General features: G+C 55.7%; 17 protein-coding genes and 1 tRNA gene. 7 read left to right on the forward strand and 11 right to left on the reverse strand.

Going from position 1 to position 20,501, the window contains the following annotated elements; all coding sequences use genetic code 11:
• Nucleotides 1-2 precede the first annotated feature (2 nt).
• The 4 genes from coaBC to AB2L51_RS01670 are packed head-to-tail and all read left to right on the forward strand — an operon-like array spanning nucleotide 3 to nucleotide 4,862.
• On the forward strand, nucleotides 3-1,229 hold the full coding sequence (gene coaBC, locus AB2L51_RS01655; RefSeq protein ID WP_395580845.1) for a bifunctional phosphopantothenoylcysteine decarboxylase/phosphopantothenate--cysteine ligase CoaBC: 1,227 nt from the start codon (nucleotides 3-5) through the stop codon (nucleotides 1,227-1,229).
• A gap of 40 nt (nucleotides 1,230-1,269) precedes the next feature.
• Nucleotides 1,270-1,749: a dUTP diphosphatase gene (dut, locus tag AB2L51_RS01660; protein WP_395580846.1), complete on the forward strand. Its 480-nt coding sequence runs from the start codon at nucleotides 1,270-1,272 to the stop codon at nucleotides 1,747-1,749.
• Nucleotides 1,746-3,491 carry an ABC transporter permease subunit gene (locus AB2L51_RS01665; protein WP_395580847.1) on the forward strand — a complete coding sequence of 582 codons (1,746 nt, stop codon included), beginning with the start codon at nucleotides 1,746-1,748 and terminating at the stop codon, nucleotides 3,489-3,491. Before dut ends, AB2L51_RS01665 begins: the two co-directional genes overlap by 4 nt.
• A 15-nt stretch (nucleotides 3,492-3,506) precedes the next feature.
• Entirely contained in the window at nucleotides 3,507-4,862 is a 1,356-nt protein-coding gene (locus tag AB2L51_RS01670; RefSeq protein ID WP_395580848.1) for an ABC transporter ATP-binding protein, read from the forward strand.
• Here the strand turns inward: AB2L51_RS01670 and msrA are convergent, their stop codons facing one another.
• From msrA to AB2L51_RS01695, 5 genes are all read right to left on the reverse strand, one after another.
• The gene (gene msrA, locus AB2L51_RS01675) at nucleotides 4,863-5,405 is read right to left on the reverse strand and encodes a peptide-methionine (S)-S-oxide reductase MsrA (protein ID WP_395580849.1); all 543 of its coding nucleotides are present in this window, start codon (nucleotides 5,403-5,405) and stop codon (nucleotides 4,863-4,865) included.
• A 62-nt stretch (nucleotides 5,406-5,467) separates the two neighbouring features.
• Nucleotides 5,468-8,164 (reverse strand): valine--tRNA ligase, encoded by a 2,697-nt coding sequence (locus AB2L51_RS01680; protein WP_395580850.1) that lies wholly within the window; start codon nucleotides 8,162-8,164, stop codon nucleotides 5,468-5,470.
• Between the two features lie 136 nt (nucleotides 8,165-8,300).
• Nucleotides 8,301-8,921 carry a DUF2497 domain-containing protein gene (locus tag AB2L51_RS01685; RefSeq protein ID WP_395580851.1) on the reverse strand — a complete coding sequence of 207 codons (621 nt, stop codon included), beginning with the start codon at nucleotides 8,919-8,921 and terminating at the stop codon, nucleotides 8,301-8,303.
• 30 nt (nucleotides 8,922-8,951) lie between these two features.
• On the reverse strand, nucleotides 8,952-10,391 hold the full coding sequence (locus AB2L51_RS01690) for a TolC family outer membrane protein (RefSeq protein ID WP_395580852.1): 1,440 nt from the start codon (nucleotides 10,389-10,391) through the stop codon (nucleotides 8,952-8,954).
• 125 nt (nucleotides 10,392-10,516) lie between these two features.
• Nucleotides 10,517-11,230, reverse strand: coding sequence for a protein-L-isoaspartate O-methyltransferase family protein (locus AB2L51_RS01695; protein WP_395580853.1), 714 nt, complete (start codon nucleotides 11,228-11,230; stop codon nucleotides 10,517-10,519).
• 150 nt (nucleotides 11,231-11,380) lie between these two features.
• On the opposite strand from AB2L51_RS01695, the gene AB2L51_RS01700 reads away from it, so the two are divergent.
• A tRNA-Cys gene (locus AB2L51_RS01700) sits at nucleotides 11,381-11,454 on the forward strand.
• Between the two features lie 132 nt (nucleotides 11,455-11,586).
• Here the strand turns inward: AB2L51_RS01700 and AB2L51_RS01705 are convergent.
• On the reverse strand, nucleotides 11,587-12,084 hold the full coding sequence (locus AB2L51_RS01705) for a peptide deformylase (protein ID WP_395580854.1): 498 nt from the start codon (nucleotides 12,082-12,084) through the stop codon (nucleotides 11,587-11,589).
• 279 nt (nucleotides 12,085-12,363) lie between these two features.
• Here AB2L51_RS01705 and AB2L51_RS01710 point away from each other — a divergent pair, with 279 nt between their 5' ends.
• Entirely contained in the window at nucleotides 12,364-13,695 is a 1,332-nt protein-coding gene (locus tag AB2L51_RS01710; RefSeq protein ID WP_395580855.1) for an Nramp family divalent metal transporter, read from the forward strand.
• Nucleotides 13,696-13,725: 30 nt separating this feature from the next.
• Here AB2L51_RS01710 and AB2L51_RS01715 read toward each other — a convergent pair whose 3' ends face one another.
• The 4 genes from AB2L51_RS01715 to AB2L51_RS01730 all read right to left on the reverse strand — a co-directional run bounded on the left by AB2L51_RS01715 (nucleotide 13,726) and on the right by AB2L51_RS01730 (nucleotide 18,090).
• Nucleotides 13,726-14,562, reverse strand: a complete 837-nt coding sequence (locus AB2L51_RS01715) for a transporter (RefSeq protein ID WP_395580986.1) — start codon at nucleotides 14,560-14,562, stop codon at nucleotides 13,726-13,728.
• A 380-nt stretch (nucleotides 14,563-14,942) separates the two neighbouring features.
• Nucleotides 14,943-16,064: an acetoin dehydrogenase dihydrolipoyllysine-residue acetyltransferase subunit gene (locus AB2L51_RS01720; protein WP_395580856.1), complete on the reverse strand. Its 1,122-nt coding sequence runs from the start codon at nucleotides 16,062-16,064 to the stop codon at nucleotides 14,943-14,945.
• 3 nt (nucleotides 16,065-16,067) lie between these two features.
• On the reverse strand, nucleotides 16,068-17,099 hold the full coding sequence (locus AB2L51_RS01725; protein ID WP_395580857.1) for an alpha-ketoacid dehydrogenase subunit beta: 1,032 nt from the start codon (nucleotides 17,097-17,099) through the stop codon (nucleotides 16,068-16,070).
• Nucleotides 17,100-17,124: 25 nt separating this feature from the next.
• Nucleotides 17,125-18,090, reverse strand: a complete 966-nt coding sequence (locus AB2L51_RS01730) for a thiamine pyrophosphate-dependent dehydrogenase E1 component subunit alpha (RefSeq protein ID WP_395580858.1) — start codon at nucleotides 18,088-18,090, stop codon at nucleotides 17,125-17,127.
• Nucleotides 18,091-18,326: 236 nt separating this feature from the next.
• On the opposite strand from AB2L51_RS01730, the gene AB2L51_RS01735 reads away from it, so the two are divergent.
• Entirely contained in the window at nucleotides 18,327-19,268 is a 942-nt protein-coding gene (locus AB2L51_RS01735) for a GAF domain-containing protein (protein WP_395580859.1), read from the forward strand.
• Here the strand turns inward: AB2L51_RS01735 and AB2L51_RS01740 are convergent, their stop codons facing one another.
• The gene (locus AB2L51_RS01740) at nucleotides 19,269-20,474 is read right to left on the reverse strand and encodes an acetate/propionate family kinase (protein WP_395580860.1); all 1,206 of its coding nucleotides are present in this window, start codon (nucleotides 20,472-20,474) and stop codon (nucleotides 19,269-19,271) included.
• Nucleotides 20,475-20,501 lie beyond the last annotated feature (27 nt).

Genomic DNA, 20,501 nt, shown 5'->3' on the forward strand with positions numbered 1-20,501 from the left:
GTATGTCCGCGTCCTCCCCTGCCCGCTCGGTTTTGCTGATTGTTGGCGGTAGTATTGCCGCCTTCAAAACCCCGGAACTGGTGCGCCTGCTGCAGGCGGAAGGCATGAAGGTCCGGTGCGTGCTCACCGAAGGGGGGAGCCAGTTTGTAACGCCCCTCACCTTACAGGCCCTAAGCGGACAGTCGGTGCATACGGACCTGTTCTCCCTGACCGCTGAGCAGGAAATGGGGCATATCGCCCTTTCACGCTCGGCGGATCTGGTGCTGGTCTGCCCGGCATCGGCCAATCTGCTGGCGCGCATGGCCGGTGGTCTGGCGGATGACCTTGCCGGGGCACTGCTCCTTGCAACCGATGCCCCAGTTATGGCCGTGCCTGCCATGAACGTGCGCATGTGGGAGCACCCCGCAACACAGGCCAATGTTGCTTTACTGGCCCAACGTGGCGTGCACATCCTGCCGCCAGCTAGTGGGCCAATGGCCTGTGGCGAGTTTGGGCCGGGGCGTATGCCTGAGCCTGTTGAAATTAAAGACGCGGTTCTGGCTTTTTTCCGTCAGAAGCAATGCCAGACAGGGCCTCTGGCGGGGTGCAGTATTGTGGTTACGGCGGGACCAACGCATGAGCCACTGGACCCCGTGCGTTACCTTGCCAACAGGTCGTCCGGCCAGCAGGGTTTTGCTCTTGCCTCGGCTCTGGCTGACATGGGAGCAAAGGTTACCTTGGTGAGTGGCCCTGTATCCCTTCCCCCTCCTGCCGGGGTGACGTATCTGGCGTGCGAAACCGCGCGGGAAATGCAGGCTCTTGTTATGGGGAGCGGGCCGTTTGATGTGGCGGTGTGCACGGCTGCGGTGGCCGACTGGCGGCCTGAGCATGAAGCCGGGCAGAAAATCAAAAAAACCGGTGCCCCCGAAGCGACCCCTTCCATAAAACTTGTTCCCAACCCTGATATTCTGGCCGAACTTTCCGCTCCGGGTGTGGGCAGGCCCCGGCTGGTAGTGGGGTTTGCGGCCGAGACTGAAAATGTCGTCGCGCATGCTACCGCCAAGCGGCAGCGCAAGCAGTGTGACTGGATTGTGGCGAATGACGTAAGCCCCCAGACCGGCAATATGGGTGGGGCGAATAACGAAGTTGTACTGATAACCGCCAGTCACGTTGAGCACTGGCCCAGAATGAGCAAGGCAGACGTGGCAAAACAGCTTTCTGTGCGTATAACAGACTGGCTTTCTGAATAACGCTGATACAATATTTGGTTCAAATCCTAAGGAGTAGTGCATGTCCGTCTCTGAAAAAACGTCCGGGACCGTAGGCATAAAGGTTCGGCGGCTTTCTCATGGACAGGACCTGCCTCTGCCAGCATATGCCACGCAGGGTGCTGCGGGAATGGACCTTCTGGCAGCGCTTGATGCGCCCCTGCGGCTTGAGCCGGGGCAGAGAGGACTGGTCCCGACCGGGTTGAGCATTGCCCTTCCTGCCGGGTATGAATTGCAGGTGCGGCCCCGCTCCGGGCTGGCTCTTAAACATGGAATTGTCCTGCCAAACGCGCCGGGGACCATTGATGAAGATTATCGTGGCGAGATTGGCGTGATTGTCATGAACGCCGGGAAGGAAGCGTTTGTCGTTGAGCCCGGCATGCGTATTGCGCAGGCTGTTATTGCGCCCGTTGTGCGCGCAACCTGGATTGAATGCGATGACCTGGACGAAACCGAACGTGGAGCGGGAGGGTTTGGCAGTACAGGAACGGGAGCGTCATGAGCGATCGGCAGCAGGAATTTCCGTTTTCTCCTGAGTTATGTTCCTCACTGCCCGCATCCTGCGAGAAAAGGCATGGGGTCTGGCTGGCCGGGTTTCTTGTTTTTTCTGTTATTCTGCTGTGCGTCGCGTATCTTCCGTTTAATATGCCCGTCTTGTCTGGTACCGTGGTCTCCTTGCCGCTAGGGTTTGTGTATCTGCCTGATTACGCGGTGCAGAGCATCGGCCGTATGCTGCTTGGGCTGGGTTTGTCCCTTGTTTCGGCTCTGCTGTGCGTAGCACTTATCTTCCGGAGCCGCTGGGTCGCCAAATGTCTGCTCCCTTTGCTGGATGTCGGGCAGTCTTTCCCTGTTCTGGCTATTCCGCTGCTTGTTCTGCCTTTTGTGCAAAGCCACATGCGCACACAGGCTGTGGGCGCAGAGGTGGTGGTGATCATGACCATCTGGTGCAGTCAGTTCTGGGGTATGGTGCAGGTTCTCTGCCAGCGGTTTTATGGCGTTCCGGCTGAACTGGATGATGTGGTCTGCAGCTTTGCTCTTACGTCGTGGCAGAAGTTCTGGCTGTTGGAAGTGCCTTTTGCCATTCCTGCACTCCTGCGTAAAACCATGCTTTCCATGGGGTGGAGCTGGTTTGCCGCATTGTATGCCGAGAGCGTGGTGCTGGATAACCATAACTGGCTTTTTGCGGGCATTGGTTCTTATGTCCGGCAGGCGGCCTGTGAGCGCAACGTGGGGGCTCTGCTGGCAGCACTTGCCTGTATGTTGGTGATTGTTGGCGTTTTCGACCAGATTATGTTCCGTCCGCTTTCAGTCTGGGCGGTGCGCTTTCAGCCTGGCAAGGTTGGAGAGCCGCACCCTGTGGAACCGTGGTTTCTCAGGCTTTTGCGGCGTACGCATCTGTTCCGTCAGTGTGTTCTGTTCTGTGTCAATGCCGCGCGCAGAATTAGCCGCCTGCCCATAGGTGCGCGTTATGTGCAGGAACACACGGTTGATGGAGATGCACATTGGGGCGGCTGGGTTGTGGCAGCTTTAGCCATTGTAGTCGCTCTGTTTGCTTTAGTTCTGGCATGGCCATCCTTGCACGCTGCCTACGGGTTGCCTGTTCTTTTTACTGTTGTGCTGTGTGGCGGCATGACCGGGCTGCGTGTTTTTGTCATGGTGGGGCTGGTCTCTCTGATCTGGATACCCCTTGGTGTCTGGCTTGGGCTTAAATCATCTTATGCCGGGCGCATGCAGCGGCTGATCCAGTATTGCACTGTTTTCCCTGCTAACCTGCTGTTTCCATTATGGGCGGCTGGTCTGGTGGCATGTCCGTTTGTGCCCATGTTCTGGCAATCTCCGCTGATTGTGCTGGGGGCGCAATGGTATATTGCGCTGGGTGTTCTGGCTGGTGCGAGTGCCTACCCGTCTGACCTGCTGGAGGCTGCGCGTAACCTGAATGTTACGGGTGGTCTGTGGTGGCGCAAGGTGCTGTTGCCCGGAATTTTACCGTACTATCTGGCGGGGCTTGTAGCTGCAACCAGCAGCGCATGGAATGCCGCCATTGCTGTGGAGTGGCTCCAGTGGGGGCAGACCACGCTGGGTGTGCAGGGTCTTGGCAGCTTTATGGCCATGGCCGCTGCCCGGGGTGATGTCAGTGCCGTAGCTCTTGGCGCGGTTGCCATGTGCCTGTTTATGATGGCCTTGAACACTTTTTTCTGGCGCCCTTTGTCTGACTATGTTTCTCGCCGTCTGAAACTGAATTGAACGGATTAACCTGCAATGGTCTTTCCCTCTCAACCTGGGCGTATTCCGCCGCAACAGACAGTTCTGGCGGAGCTGCGCAATGTCCGGCAGTTCTATCATAAGGATAGCACTGCGGATGTGCAGGTACTTGATGACGTGAACCTGACGATTCATGCCGGTGAGATTGTTGGGCTGCTGGGACGTTCAGGGTCGGGTAAATCGACGCTGTTGCGGATTATTGCCGGGCTGCTCCCGCCAACGTCGGGGGAGGTGTTGTGGAAAGGTGAACCCCTTAAAGGGCCAACACCCGATGTTGCCATTGTTTTTCAGTCCTTTGCTCTTTTCCCGTGGATGACCATTGAAGAAAATGTGGCTCTTGGTCTGGATGCAAAGGGTGTGCCAGCTGCTGAGCGTGATCCGCTGGTGGAAAGTGCAATCGACCTGATCGGCCTCGGTGGGTACGAAAATGCATGGCCCAAGGAGCTTTCTGGCGGTATGCAGCAGCGCGTGGGGCTTGCCCGGGCACTCGTGGTCAACCCTGCTCTGCTGCTGATGGACGAGCCGTTTTCCGCACTGGACGTCCTGACTGCCGAAAACCTGCGGACCGATCTGGTCGAGCTTTGGTCAGACAATAAACTGCCCGTGCAGAGCATGCTGATTGTGACACACAACATTGAAGAAGCCGTGTTGATGTGTGACCGGATTGTGATTTCCTCCTCCAACCCCGGGCGTATTGCCCATGTGCTGCCTGTCCCCTTTCCTCACCCACGGAACCGGGAGGATGCGGCTTTCCGCCAGTTGGTCGATCATATTTATGCACTGATGACACAGCGCGCGCCGATTATCTCGGAAGCGGATCTGATGCACCGCTCCTCGGCGGCATCTTCCGTGGTGCCGGGGTTCCGGGCTTTGGTGCCTGTGTCCATTACCATGATGATCGGCATGATGGAGGCTCTGGCAGCCCCTCCCCTGAACGGGCGAGCGGATCTGCCGGTTCTTGCAGAAAAATTACAGCTTGAACTGGATGACCTGTTCCCGCTTGGAGAATCTCTGGAACTGCTGGCTTTGGCTGAACTGGAGGATGGAGATATCCTGCTGACCAATGAGGGCGTTCATTTTGTATTGAGTGATCTGGATGAGCGTAAAGCCATTATGGGCCATGCGCTCAGGCACCATGTGCCGCTGGTTAAAATGATTTGTACCCTGCTGGACGAACGTCCGACACACAGCGTTAAAGCCGAGCGCTTCCGTGACGAACTGGAAGCCTGCATGTCCCCCGATTATGCGCGGCAGACACTCCAGACCATTATCGGCTGGACCCGTTTTGCAGAACTGTTCGACTATGATGAAGAGAGCGACCGTTTTTTTCTGCCAGATGACAGCCGCGAGTAATTATTCCCCAGCCTGTAACATCATGGCACCAAGAGCCTGCCGGGCCTTGGCGACTTTGGGCGTAATAACCGCCTGACAGTACCCGGCATACGGGTGCTTGGCGTAGTAATCATGATGTTCGGGCTCCGCCGGCCAGAATGTATCCAGTGGCTGCACTTCAGTTACGGGTTTTGCCCCCCATAAATTGCTATCCGTGACGCTGCTTATGGCGTTCTGGGCAATGTCGTGCTGCTGCGGAGACGTATAAAAAATTACAGACCGATACTGGCTTCCCACATCGTGCCCCTGTCTGTTCAGGGTTGTGGGGTCATGGAGTGTAAAGAAGCAGTCCAGTATCTGGCGGTAGTCTAGCAAGGAATGATCCCATTCCAACTGTACAACCTCGGCATGCCCCGTTTGTCCAGAGCAGACCTGCTGGTATGTGGGGTGTAAAACCGTGCCTCCCGCATAACCGGGAACAACTGAGGTTATGCCACGCATCTGGCGATAAACGGCTTCCAGACACCAGAAGCAACCTCCCCCCAGCACTGCTGTTTCCGCCATGCGTATGATCCCCTTCAGTCAGGTGGCCCCACGAATATGTTAGGTCCGTGGGGCCTGTTTGTTCAGGCTATGCGGGACAGGGCCGCTTTGAGACGTACACATTCACCCTGCTGGCTTTCCAGACGATCGCGCATTTCCTGCACGATTTCCGGTTTGGCACGGCTGACAAAGTTTTCGTTCCCGAGCTTTTTTTCAGTCTTGCCGACTTCATCTTCCGCTTTGGACAGTTCTTTTTTCAGCCGCTCGCGTTCAACGGCCAGATCAATCAGCCCTTCCAGCGGGATGATAACCGTAGCTTCATCCACTACAGCCTGAGCGGAGCCTTTGGGAATATCACCGGCAAGCGGGCTTGTCTGTGTTACGCGGGCCATGCGGCAGATGGCTTCTTGCCACCGGCCAATGCGTTCCAGCGTTATTGGTGCTGCATCCTTGAGAAGAACAGGAGCAGTCTGTGATGGCGGAACGTTCATTTCCGCCCGAACCGTGCGGATTTCCGTAATCAGGCGAATGATCTGCCCGCATTCTGCCACGGCGTCGTCTGCGCCGGTGGGGGCAATGGGTTCAGGCCATTGCGCGGCGATCAGGCTGCCTTCCTCACCAAAGCCAAATTCGTGCCACAGTGTATCTGTTACAAATGGCACAACAGGTTGCAACAGGCGCAGGATAATACCCAGTACATGGCCTGCAACGGCGCGGATTTCTGCCGCTTCCTGATCATTGGCGGAATTAAAGACCGGCTTGGCGAATTCCAGAAACCAGTCACAGAAGCGGTTCCAGACAAAGCGGTAGCAGGTCAGTGCGTATTCATCAAAACGATAGGCATCCAGTGCGCGGGTCGCTTCGGCAATGGTGGTCGCTGCCTCGGCCAGAATCCAGCGTCCCAGCGGGGATTGGACCTGCGTCGGGTCAAAGTTGACGGGTGCACGCACGCCATTCATTTCGCAAAAGCGGGCGGCATTCCAGAGCTTGGTAATAAAGGAACGATAGTCTTCCACCCGTTTGCGGCCGAGTTTGACGTCCCGCCCAATGCCGGTCAGTGCGCAAATGGTAAAGCGCATGGCGTCTGCGCCGTAATCCTCGATCAGTTCCAGCGGATCAATGCCGTTACCTTTGCTTTTGGACATCTTCTGCCCATGCTCATCACGCACCAGACCGTGGATGAAGATGTTGCGGAAGGGCACATCGTGCATGAAGTGCTGGCCCATCATCATCATTCTGGCGACCCAGAAGAAAATGATGTCGAAGCCGGTTACCAGAACATCCGTTGGATAATACCGGTCGAGTTCGGGTGTTTTGTCCGGCCATCCAAGCGTTGAAAATGGCCATAGCGCAGACGAGAACCACGTATCCAGTACGTCTTCGTCCTGTGTCAGGGGTTCTGCCTTGCCGTAATGCGCCTGAGCCTGTTGCTGCGCGTCTTCACCGTCATGGGCAACAAACACATGGCCGTCCGGCCCATACCATGCGGGGATGCGGTGCCCCCACCATAACTGACGGGAAATGCACCAGGGCTGGATGTCACGCATCCATGCAAAAAAGGTATTTTCCCACTGTTTGGGAATAAAGCTGGCCCGGCCAGAGGTAATGGCCTCAATGGCAGGTCCCGCCAGTTTGTTAGCATCGCAATACCACTGGGTGGTCAGGCGGGGCTCGATAACAGCGCCTCCACGTTCCGCATGCGGAACCTGATGGCGGTGGGGTTCAATTTTTTCCAGCCAGCCGGTTTCTTCCAGCTTGGTAACAATAATCCTGCGTGCGTCTTCACGCGTGGCGCCAGCAAGAGAGCGAACAAAGGCAGGCTCGGCCAGACCATCCTGCGCGCTCAGTTCTTCTTCTATCTCGTCCAGCACAATGCGGGCCTGCTCGTCCAGAATGCTGAGCATGGGGAGCTGGTGCCTGCGGCCTACTTCAAAGTCATTAAAGTCATGCGCGGGCGTAATTTTGACCGCACCTGTCCCTTTTTCCGGGTCGGAATATTCGTCCGCCACAATCGGGATCAGGCGACCTGTCAGGGGCAGGCGAACAAATTTGCCAATCAGGCTCTTGTAACGGTCATCTTCAGGGTGAACAGCTACGGCCGTGTCGCCCAGCATGGTTTCGGGGCGGGTGGTGGCAACAGTAATGGTTGCCTCGCCCTGCCCTTCAACCGGATAGCGGATGTACCACAGGTGACCCGCGACATCCTTGCTTTCCACCTCCAGATCAGAAATGGCGGACCGGAATGCGGGGTCCCAGTTGACCAGCCGTCTGTCCCGATAAATCAGACCGTCCTTATAGAGAGAAACAAAGACTTCCTTGACTGCGCGGGAGAGGCCTTCATCCATGGTAAAGCGCTCACGCGACCAGTCGAGCGACGAACCAAGGCGGCGCAGCTGGCGCGTAATGCCACCGCCGGATTCTTCCTTCCACTGCCACACACGCTCAATAAAGGCATCGCGCCCCATATCCTGCCGGGTAGTTTTACCTTCGGCTGCCAGTGTGCGTTCGACAACCATTTGCGTTGCTATGCCGGCGTGGTCCGTTCCGGGCTGCCAAAGGGTGTCAAACCCCTGCATGCGCTTCCAGCGGATCAGGGTATCCTGCAAGGTCATGGTCAACGCATGGCCCATATGGAGGGTGCCGGTAACGTTGGGTGGCGGGATCATGATGGTAAAAGGTTTTTTGCCGCTTGCTGGCTGGGCAGAGAAAGCCTTCTTGCTTTCCCACAGTTCGTACAGCCGGTTTTCTGTTTGTGCAGGCTCAAAAGTCTTGTTCAGCATATTTATCCAACCACACCACGTAAAAAAGGCGGAAGGCATCTAGCCCCCGCCTTTGCAAAGCAATTAACAGACCACAGGATTCCCCGCCATCGGCCTGCTTCCATAGGGTTGCAGGCCGGTGGAGAGGAAGAAAACCTTACAGACCGCGCTGCGTCAGGCGTTCAACTTCCTTGCGTACAGCAGCCTGCACGATGCTTGCCAGATGGGCATCAAGCCATTTTTTGAGGAAAACGCGCACTTCCTGGCGCACGATGTCTTCAACCGTCAGAGACCCTTCATGCGTGACAGCCACTTTTCTCTCCTCATGTTCTCTAAGATATTTTTCCTGCAGGCTTTTCTGCAGCACGGCAAATGAGTTGGCGGTATCGGAAACCGTTTCGTCATTCAAAGGGATGGGCAGTGGACCAGACATGGTATGTTCAGCCTTTTTGTTGAGTTCGATCTGCCTGAGATCCGTTACAGATAATACTTCATCATGATCCACGGCCCGCGGTTGCACAAGGTCGGCCTTGCCGCCTGCCTGAGCTGTATCCGTGGTACGGGTGGGGGCAGCGGGAGCCTCTTTTTCCCCCTGTGGCGCAGAGTCCATCATGGACGGAGAGAGGACAAGCACATCGTCGTCCTGCTCATCCTGCGGCTCCGGGGCATGTTCTGCTGTAGCCGAGAGGTGCTCATCATGCAGTACCTGCCGAATGGAAGACAGGGTATCCGCGACAGATTTACCTGTTTCTTCTGATGAGTCCTGAGGCGACACCATACAAACATCCCTGCCACTGCTGGCTTAACATTATCGACCCGGCTGGTTGAGCGCGTCATCGTTCAACCCCCATAACCGATCCTTTACCGCGTTATAGTATGCTTTGTCATCATAAAGGGGAACATTCAGCTTCAGATCAGCAGCAGTCAGGCGTCCAATAGCGGCTGCCACGCTGTAAGAGGACAGGACCATGTTGCTCAGGCTCTGCACAAGCGCCACCTGCGCCTGCAACAGACTCTCCTGCTGCTGCAGGACGGAAAGGGTTGTGCTGGTGCCAACCATGGCCTGCCGCTCTACCCCGCCAAGTGCTACAGTACCGGCCTTGATCGCAACCCGATTGCTTGCGATGGACGCCCGATAAGTGACCAGTTTCTGCCAGTTGGAAACAGCATCCTGTGCCGCCGCGCGGCGCTGGACATCCACCTCCCGGTGCGCCTCCTGCGCAAGCTGCTTGGCCTGACGGACCGCCGCATACTCCGATCCTCCCTGATAAATGGGGATATTGAAGTTGAGGGCCGCGTATTTGCTGTCATTGATCTGGTTGTTCAGGGCCTGATTAACCTGATGCTGATACCCCATTGTTGCGGACACTTTGGGGAGAATGGCAGCCATGGCAACGCCCACGGAATCCTTGTGCGATGCCTCTGTAAAAAGTGCGTGAATAACATCAGGGTTATTCCGGACCGCCAGTGCGGCGGCAGTCTGCTCATTTTTAACGGGCAGGACCAGGGGTTGTGGAGGCACCAGATTGGGGGGCGGTGCCATGCCAATAACCTGCATGTAGGTTGCCTGAGCAGTCTGCAACGTGCCCTCAGCCTGCTGGCGTGCGGCCTGTGCGGAGGCGTAGGCTGCTTCCGCCTGAGCAACATCGGTCCGGGTAATTTCCCCTACCCTGTAGCGCTCACTGGTTGCGCGTAGCTGCTGCTGCAAAACCCGTTCATTGTTAATGTTCAGTTGCAGGAGCTGTTCGTCTTCAATCACGCCCACATAGGCGCTGACGACCTGCTTGAAGACCTGCTGTTCAACCGAAATCAGATGCGCCCGTGCTGCCATGACCTGATTAACGGCTTCATGCGTGGCCGCTGTGGTTTTACCCCCGGTGTAAATTGGCTGATTGATTGCAACACCCGCCGAATATCCCGGCGTATCGTAACGACGCAGGGACTGATGGGTGCGAGGGTGCCCGACCCCCTGATAATCATTGATCCCGTTATAGTAAGAAAGGCCAACCTGCCCGGTTACCGTAGGGTGCCAGCCTGCAAGAGCCGTTGGCACAGTCTCATCCGTGGCGCGGAGCGAGGCACGTGCTGCTTGCAGGGTCGGGTTGGTCAGATACGCGGCGCCCAGAGATTCCTGAAGTGTATGCGGGATAAAGGAAGGGGAGCCGCTTCCATCGTATTTTTGCGCCCATGCGGTTGTGCCGCACAGTATGACCGCCAGACTCAGGCCGGTTTCGCAAATACGTCGCATGAGGCTGCTCCCGCTTGCAGTTACCGCAATAGGCTTGCGGCACTGTTCCTTGCCATGATGCGAGATTAAATTCCATTTTATAGTTTGTGACGGTTTGAAAATGAGACGTCCTTCTGAGCCGTCCTTTAAAAGGAAAAAGCGTGTTCAGGCGCCATACCGGGCAGGAGTGGCGCTTGCGCTTCAAACAGGAATGTCAGCCTGAATGGCTTGGAATAACCGGGTTCCCTGACTGCACTAAAGGCTTCAGGGAGGGATGACCCGCTCTGGAGCAAACCTACAATGCGGCCTTTGGCGGAAAGCTGCCGGTCACAGAAGTCGGGAAGCGTTGCAATGCAGCCATCAAAATAAATCAGGTCATAAGGAGCCGATTCTGCCGCCCCTTCGGTCAGAGCACCTTGCTGCCATACAACGTCCGGGGCCTGAGCCTGACAGAATCCCTGCCCGATCTGGGCCAGTTCGGAATTGGATTCGAGTGCTGTCACATGCAGGCCAAGCCGCGCAAAAAGGACAGCGGTGTAACCGGTGGAGGCTCCCACAACCAGAACACGCTGCCCGGCTGCTGGTTCTGCCGCTTGCACAAGGCGGGCAGTCAGAAGGGGCTGTGACAAAACACGGCCCTGCGTCAGAGGCAGGCTGGTATCGGCATAAGCCGCATTGCGCAGGTCGGGGCGAACACAGTCCTCACGCGGGAGGTGGCGCATGATTTCCAGAATACGCGAATCGGTAATCTCGGATGGGCGCAACTGGTCGTCCACCATCAGGTTGCGTGCTTGGGCATACAGGGTTGCATCCATTGACTGTTCTCCTTGAAGCATGGCGGTGGCCGTATGGGCATTCATGCTGCGTACACTCCTGATTGGCCATCTACCCGGTTGACCCGCGCCGACCATGGGCAGGAGTCTGTCTGACATACTGTTTTAAAATTGGCACAACACAACGGCTTGACCAATTTGAAAGAAAAGGACATAACGCTCCCACCATACACCGTTGGTCCGGTGGCAGAATGGTGATGTAGCGGACTGCAAATCCGCGTATGTGGGTTCGATTCCCGCCCGGACCTCCACTCCCCCTTGAAAACGTTAAATGTGTGTTCCCGGCGCAAGTTGTCGTGCCAAAGAGCATATCTGAAGTGGCGAATATTCTGGTGCAGATGTGTGCTCAGGTGTAGCTGGCTAGCGGGTGCCTGCTATCCGGCTTATGGCTGCTTGAGTTTTCTGTACCGTGCCATAAGGCGGCTACGCCGGAGGCTGGAGAGCTTTTGTAGCCAGAATACGCCATCCAACTGGTCAATCTCGTGCTGTAAGCAGACGCTACGAAGGCCATCTGCCTCCTTTTCCTGCATATGGCCATTCAGGTCTGCGAAACGGAGCTTCAGTTTTGCCGGGCGCATGACTGTGGCGGATATGCCCGGCATGGAAATGCTTCCCTCTTCATTCAAAGCGGTATTTTCGGACAGCCAGATAATTTCTGGATTAATGTAGATTTCCGGCTCATCACAATCTGGCAGGTCAAGAATAACCACGCGCTGGCCAACGCCAATATGTGGGCCGGTTATGCCTAGCCCCTGAACAGCGCGGAGTGTGTCCAGCAGGTCCGTCGCAAGGATGCGCAACGTGCTGTCAAACGAGGTGACCGGCATGGCAACCTCACGCAAACGCTGATCGGGGAAAAAGACAACAGGCTGTACGGTCATGGCGTATCTTCTGACAGAATAAAGCAGTTTGCTGGCGGTCGTGCGTGACCTGTAACGCGTTATTATACACAGCATAAACCATGAGGGCACAGCCCGGCTGGATTTTACGGGTTAACCGTTGCGTTCAAGAACGCGTTGGGGGCTTGCCCAATGGCATATCTGTTGCCACATTCCTAGAATGAGGACCAATAAAGTACTTATTCCCGAAATCTGGTCTTGTGCCTCTGGGCAAGGCATCGCCTATGCTGTGCAAGCCGGATTGCCTGAGTGCCAGAAATAATGCAGCCACCTGTCTTTCATCCCGATCACGCCGATAGTCGGCATTCCTTGCCGGAAGCCTTTGCCAGTATCCGTGTGCCGAGGGATGATACCCATTGGATGCGGCGCTTTTTAAGCTACGTGGGGCCGGGATATATGGTGTCCATCGGGTATATGGACCCCGGCAACTGGGCAACGGACCTGCAAGGGGGGGCGCGGTTCGGCTACGTTTTGCTGTCTGTTATCCTTTTATCCAACTTCATGGCCATTTTATTGCAGGCTCTTTCTGCCCGTCTGGGTATTGCAACCGGGCTGGACCTTGCTCAGGCTTGCCGGCAGCGTTTTCATCCCGTGCTCAATGCGTTTCTCTGGGTTGCCTGCGAGCTGGCGATCATTGCATGTGATCTGGCGGAGGTTATTGGCACCGCAGTTGCATTGCAGCTGCTCTTCCATATTCCCCTGCTTGGCGGTGCGCTGATTTCCAGCTTTGATGCCCTGCTGGTGCTGTTCCTCATGAACCGTGGGTTTCGGTATCTGGAGGCATTTATCATTGGGCTTTTAAGCATTATCGCGCTGTGTTTTGCCGTGCAGCTTATCGCGGCAGCTCCCCCATTGGCGGCTGTGCTGGCAGGTATGAAGCCTTCGCTCTCAATCCTGACCAATAGCGAAATGCTCTATATTGCCATTGGCATTATAGGGGCGACCGTTATGCCCCATAACCTGTACCTACATTCCTCCATAGTACAAAGCCGGGCGTATGAGCGGACAGAACGTGGCCGTAAGGACGCCATACGCTGGGCCACATGGGATAGCTCAATCGCACTCATGCTGGCCCTGTTTATTAACGCTGCCATTCTGATTGTTGCCGCGGCAGCCTTCCATACAACAGGGCATCAGGATGTGGCGGAAATTCAGGATGCCTATCACCTGCTCTCCCCCCTTCTGGGCTTGGGTATTGCCTCTACCCTTTTCGCTCTGGCCCTGCTGGCTGCGGGCACAAATTCGACCATTACGGGAACGCTGGCCGGACAGATTGTGATGGAAGGGTTTCTGCATCTCAGACTGCCACACTGGGCGCGGCGGTTTTTAACCCGTGGGCTGGCAATTGTTCCGGTCATGGTCGGCATTGTGTTGTATGGTAACGCAAGTGTTGGTCAGTTGCTCATGGCCAGTCAGGTTGTGTTGTCCATGCAATTGCCCTTTGCGGTCATTCCTCTGGTTCTGTTTGTTTCAGACCGCAAAATGATGGGTTCTTTTGCTATTTCCCGCCCTCTGGCGGCTCTTTCCTGGTTTGTTGCCGGGGTCATTCTTATTCTGAACTTTAAATTACTCTACGATACACTCGCGCTGTGATGTCTGGAGCAAGTCTGCCGACATTCTGTACTATGGCCACAGGTAGAGGAATTTTACGTAGTAAGCGTTTGTTTCCGGCGTGTTGCGGCCTTCTATGGAATGTGCGTAACGCGCCGTAAAACTGATTGTCCGGCTGATATTGAACATAACGCCCAGCCCGGGGGCTATTTCCCGACTGTTGGAGTTACTCAGGTCTGAATGGATGCTCTGGTCATATGTTCCGCCAACATTCTGCCAGTCAAAGGCAAAGTAAGGCTCGATCAGTTTTGTCGCTTTCCAGCTAAACCGTAAATTGCTGTAAAAAACAACGCCGGGTGAATAGCTATGTTGGCTGGTTTTATGTTTTGTTGAACCAACAACAGTGCCTATATCGCCGTCAAAGCTAAAATGCTTCCATTCATAATCAAAAATAATGCTTGATATATTGGCCCAGTACCCCGTGGCCAAAGTATCCCGTGTGCCCGAAGGTGTTTGCAGGAATGTCTGAAAACCAAGAGTGCTGTGTGTATTGGGTTTAAACCACGCAGCAGGCCCTACGATTGTGCCCCCCAGCCCACCGTAATTTGTGCCGCCTGCCAGAGTATAGTTTTCAGATTGGATGACCTCAAAAGCAAAGCCAACATGCGGGAGCGCGTCAAATGTGCGAAAATGCACGTATTTGGTGAGTCCGGACCATGTATGGCTTCCTCCATGGGCAGGTACACGCTGGCCGGTGCTGTTATAGGTGTTGCCCGACGCGTTACCATTCCCATACTGGACCAGTACGTTAAATGGCTTGTAGTCCACGGGGAGGTCATATTCATGCGGACCAATGATCCCCAGGGTAATATCCGCTGCATAGGACAGGCCGGGTGTTAATAAAGGCATGCTGGCTCCATACAGACTTAAGGTCAGCAGGAGCCGCTTCGGCTTTTTGCCAAACAGCATGAAGGATCTCCATCAAGGAGGCTGCCGTTGTAAAAACAGGCGCAGCGTGTTGGGGTTATTGAATAATCTGTCCTGATCGCCAACCGTTGCGCTGCATGGAGGCTGGGCTTTTGGAAGAGATATATAAAATAAGAAGATATAATATAGTTGGAAACCGTATGAGTTCACGCGGCTGTGTCCTCAAGCTATAAAAACTGTCTCATTCCTGGAACAGAATGCTCAGTGCACATGTTTTGAGAGGTCAGCTATGGCAGGGCCTTAAAAGACCGGCCAAAAATCCCTTGCAGTAAAATAGAGCTGCAAGGGAAAAAAGCTGTGATTTATTTTGCAAACTTTATGAGTGCTGCATTTACGTCCGCTGCTTTTTCCAGTTGGGGCATATGGCCGGTCTGGGGGAGCAGGGTTACGGGTATGGTATCCGGCAGGTTTTTGGCATCATTGGATGAGAGAACCTCGTCCGCCTCCCCCCAGATGATCTGGGCTGGCCCGGCGAAACTGGTCAGAACGGGCCTGAGGTCCTCCGCCTGCCTGCCATTGGGGAAGCAGGCTTTGGCAATTGTCTGCAAGCCCTGAAGTGCTCCATCCAGACGTTTGAAGCGGATAATGTCTTCAACCATTTTGCGAGAAATCAGGGTTTTATCATGTACCAGATAATTCAGGACAGGCTCAAGCGTTTTGCGACGATCTGCGGAGATAAACCCTTCAATGAAATCCATATTAATGCTCTGCCCCAAACCTGCTGGCGCAATGAGGGAAAGAGATGCCACTTTTTGCGGGCAGGTTTTGGCAAGCTCCAGTGCAATAGCCCCTCCGAGTGAGTGACCAACAACATGAACGCTCGTGATTTCCAGCTTATCCAGCAAAGCCGCAGTTGTTGCCGCAAAGCCTGCGGGGGTTCCATCCCCCACGTTTTTGGATGACCCTCCGTGGCCGGGCAGGTCAAAAGCGAGCGTACGCCGGTCGGTGGAAAGAGCATTCTGGTTGAGCATCCAGTTGCTCAGGTCCCCACCAAAACCATGGATGAACAGGACAGGAGTAGCATCACCCTGCCCGGCTTCCTGCACACGGAGTGTCAGATCTCCAACGCTGATCATAATGGGTTCTGCGTGATCAGCCTGCGTGTCGGCAGCGCTGTCGGATGAAAAATCAGCCTGAAACTTTGCAATAAATGCATCAATATCCGCATCGCTCACGGCAGGTTCGGCCAGAACACCCAAAAGAGCACCTACGGGCAGGGTTTCTCCCTCCGTTGCAATCTGGCGGCGTAGCGTGCCAGAGGCCGGGCTTTCGTAACCATTGGTGATTTTGGTGGTTTCTATGTCTGCAATTTCCTGCCCGGCTTCCACCTGTGCGCCGGAGGGAATGTTCCAGCTTGTAATTTTCCCCTCGGTCATGGCCAGACCAAACTTGGGCATTGTAATTGGGGTAATAAGGTCTGTCATTGCTCAGGCATCCTGCTTTGCTTTTTTATAGGCCATGACGGAGCGAACCGCCGATTCAATGCGGGCGGCATCGGGGAGATAGAGTTTTTCCAGCACGGTAGCGAAAGGGACCGGCGTGTGCGGGGGCACAACCTGACGTATGGGGGCCCTGAGCGCGTCAAACGCCTGTTCGGCCACCAGTGCAGCCACATCTGTTGCCATGTTGCAGCGGGGGCTTGATTCATCGACAATGACCAGCCGCCCCGTGTCTTCCACACATTCCAGTATGGTGGCGCTATCCAGCGGGGATGTGGTGCGGGGGTCTATAACCGTGCAGCTTATGCCGTCTTTTTCCAGCCTGTCGGCAGCTTCATTGGCAAAATTGACCATGCGGCCAAAGGCAACAATGGTTACATCATCGCCTTCCCGCGTCAGATTGGCTTCCCCGAACGGGATGGAATAGGGCTCATCGGGCACTTCCTCTTCATCATCATACATGACCTTGTTTTCAAGGAAGATCACGGGGTCATCATCCCTTATGGCCTCGATCAGCAACCCTTTTGCTTCGTAAGGGGATGATGGAACAACAACCTTGAGCCCCGGAATATGGGTAAAAAGCGGGTAAAGCGCCTGACTGTGCTGTGCAGCCGCATTAAAACCCGCGCCATACATGGCCCGGATAACCAGTGGCGTGCGGGCCTTGCCACCAAACATGTAGCGGAATTTGGCGGCCTGATTCATGATCTGGTCGAGACAGCAGCCAACAAAGTCCACAAACATCAGTTCAGCCACCGGGCGCAGGCCAGTGGCGGCCGCTCCAACGGCTGCGCCAATATAGGATGCCTCGGAAATGGGGGTATCAAACACCCGTTCGGCACCAAATTCGGTATAAAGCCCTTTGGTAACCCCCAGTACGCCGCCCCATGCGTCTACCACACCGGCAGAACCACCCTGCCCGCCTGCAATATCTTCCCCCATGAGAATAACACGTGGGTCACGCTGCATTTCCTGACGCAAGGCTTCGTTAATGGCCTGACGGAAGCTTTTTTTGGACATGAGAATACTCCGTATTGCGCGTGGCTCAGTAAGAAACGTAAACGTCTGCCTGAAGGTCGGCAGGTTCAGGCAATGGGGCGTTTTTGGCGGCTTTTACGGCAGACTCGATTTCGTCCTTTACGCTGGTATCAATGTCATCCAGTGCAGACAGGTCGAGCAGGCTTGTCTCCGTGACGCGTTTGCGGAAGTTCTGTAAGCAGTCATGTTCGCTTCTTTCTCTGGCCACTTCGCCATTGGCGCGGTAGGTCATGGCGTCACCTTCAAAATGGCCATACCAGCGGGCCAGATGAACATGCAGCATAACCGGGCCGTGACCTGCGCGTGCATGGGCTATGGCCTGCCCGGCGGCCTCATGCACGGCAAAAAAATCCGTGCCGTCGCAGTCAAAATAAGGCATGCCAAAGCCTGCTGCGCGCGCCTTTTGTGTGCCTGCGCAGGCGTAGGATGCTCCTGTTGCCTCGCCATAGCCGTTATCCTCACAGACAAAAACGGCGGGTAGCTGCCAGACCATGGCCAGATTCAGGCTTTCCAGCGTTGTGCCCTCGTTGGAAGCGCCATCGCCGTAAAATGCTACGGCAACGCCACCATCCTTGAGCACCTTGTGCGAAAGGGCGGCGCCGCAGATCAGCGGTGGCCCACCCCCAACAATGCCGTTCGCACCGAGCATGCCCAGAGACAGGTCCGCAATATGCATGGACCCGCCTTTGCCGTGGCATACCCCGGTTTTGCGCCCATAAATTTCGGCCATCATGCCCTCTACGCCCACCCCTTTGGCAATGCAGTGGCCATGGCCGCGGTGAGTGCTGGCGATTGTATCCGTGTCGCTCAGATGAGCGCAGACACCCACGGCGGATGCCTCCTCACCACAGTACAGGTGAACAAATCCCGGAATTTCTCCGGTAGCGAACTCTACGTGAAGACGTTCTTCAAAATCGCGGATGGTCCGCATGGAACGGTAGGAACGCAGAAGAATATCGTGTGCAATCTGCATGTCTGCCCCCGGGCGATACTGCCGTGTGGGTTGGAAGATATAACGGAATTATTCCGCCCCACTCAGCATGAAAAAACAGTGCGAAGCGGGTATGCGCTCAGTTATGGGGAGATATGCCAAAGGGTGAAGCCAGAGGATAACTCGGCTCACGTGTATTTGAGATGGCAGAAGACGAAGTGTCGCATATCCGAAACGTAATACTCGCCAGATACATTTTTGTGGACGGACAGGCGCACATGAACTCACTCACTTTGTCCTCTGGCGTGTGGTCCGGGCTACCCCCGCTGCTCCGCAACTCATGGCGTCGTTGCGCGGAGCAATATGCCATTCCCACAGATACCACGCTGGGTACGGATATTCTGTGCTCGGCCGAACTGCGGCAGGCACGCGAGCGCATGGGAGTGACCATGAAAATAGCCGACCCGGAACTGGACCGGCTGCATGGGATTGTCTCCACACTGGATTATAATGTTCTGCTGGCCGACCCGGCGGGTATAGTTGTTGCCCGTCGTGGCGCTCCTCCGTCTGAAAAAGGGTGCCGCCGCTGGCATCTGTGGCCCGGTGCCAACTGGGCGGAAGCCGTAGCCGGAACCAATGGAATAGGGACCTGTCTGGTCGAGGGGCAGCCAGTGACCGTGCACCGGGACCAGCACTGGTGTACAAATTTGCGATACCTGACCTGCTCTGCCGTGCCGTTTTATGGGCCTGATGGCCATGTTGCCGGAGCACTGGATGCCAGTTCCATTCGTTCTGACCCTTCTGGCCGAGTGGCGCTGATGATGGAGGCCGTGCTGGTTGATGCTGCGCGGAGGCTGGAGCGACGGAGTTTTTTAGAAGCATTCCGTAACAGGACGGTCTTACTGCTGGGTGAAGGAGATGGCATATCCCTCCCCATGATCGCTCTGGACGACAAACGTATTGTGGTTGGTGCGACCTACGCCGCACGCTCCATGTTGGGGATAGCCAACCCGGAGGCGACCAGTGTCTGTTTTGATCTGGGAGCCAGAGCCGCCGGTGTGCCGGATTTTCAGGAGGCGGAACGGACGGTCATAGAGGGGGCTCTGGCCATGGTGCAGGGCAAGATTGCACCGGCAGCCCGTCTGCTTGGTGTAAGCCGCTCGACCTTGTACCGAAAGCTGAAAAACCTGCCGCCTGCTCCGTCTTCCATAACCGGGTAGTTATGGACTGTTCTGCAAAAAGGGCAGGACGTTCTGGCATATGACCAGTTCCTCATGGGTTGGCTCAACACGTACGCGGATTGCACTGTCGGGACAACTGATGATGCTCGCATGGTCCGCATTGGCCTTATGGTCCAGCTTGAGACCCAGCCAGCCCAGGGCCAGACAGACATCCTGACGCAAAAGAGCGTCGTGTTCGCCAATGCCCGCGGTAAAGACCAGACCATCCAGCCCCCCCATAATGGCGGCAAGAGCGCCCGTTTCTTCCACAATCCGGTAGGCGGATAAGGCAAGGGCCTGCTGGATATGTTCCCGCAATGTGGGGTCCTGCTCCGCGTCCATATGCTCGCGCAGAACGCGCATGTCAGACGATACGCCAGAAACCCCAAGCAGCCCGGACTGATGGTACAGTGTGTTGACCACAGTGTCCCAGTCCGCTTTTTCTTCCCGCATCATGTAGAGCAGTGCGCCGGGGTCTATCATTCCGCAGCGGCTCCCCATCATTAACCCGTCCAGAGCGGAAAAGCCCATTGTGGTTTCAACACTTTTGCCCCCTTTTAATGCACACAGGCTGGCACCGCTGCCCAGATGGGCCAGAACAGTGCGGCCCTTTGCCAGTGCGGGGTCGATCTGGTGCAGGCGCTGGGTTAGAAAATCGTAGGAAAGACCGTGGAAGCCATACCGGCAGATGCCTTTTTCTCCATACCGGCGTGGGAGTGGTAAAAGACGGGCGATTTCTGGCATCGTGCGGTGGAAAGCCGTGTCAAAACAGACAATCTGGAGCAGGTTGGGCCGATAGGCCATGATGGCGTGGACCGGAGCAAGGGTCTGCGGCTGGTGGAGTGGTGCAAAGGGTGTCAGGGCTTCCAGTCGGCGCAGGATTCCTGGCGTAACCTGTACGGGAGCTAGAAAATCTGGTCCTCCATGAACAATCCTGTGGCCAACCCCAACAATGTTGTGCTGACCCTGCTCATGGTCGGCCAGCCAGTCCAGAAGATGCTCCAGCGGTTTTTTCTGGCTGAGTGGGTAAGTCGTGTGCTCAATAAGCTGATCGTTCTGGTCTGATGCAAAAAAATGAAATGTTTCAGCATCATACTCAAGCCGTCCCTTGATCAGCTTTTGTATGAGCGGGTTCTGGCCGATCTGAAAAACCGTGAACTTGAGGCTGGATGACCCGGCATTGAAAACAAGAACAATGTCTGACATGGGTGGTTTTCCGCGAAGCTGGGCGAT

This window comes from Acetobacter fabarum (assembly GCF_040702925.2).
Taxonomy (GTDB): domain Bacteria; phylum Pseudomonadota; class Alphaproteobacteria; order Acetobacterales; family Acetobacteraceae; genus Acetobacter; species Acetobacter fabarum_B.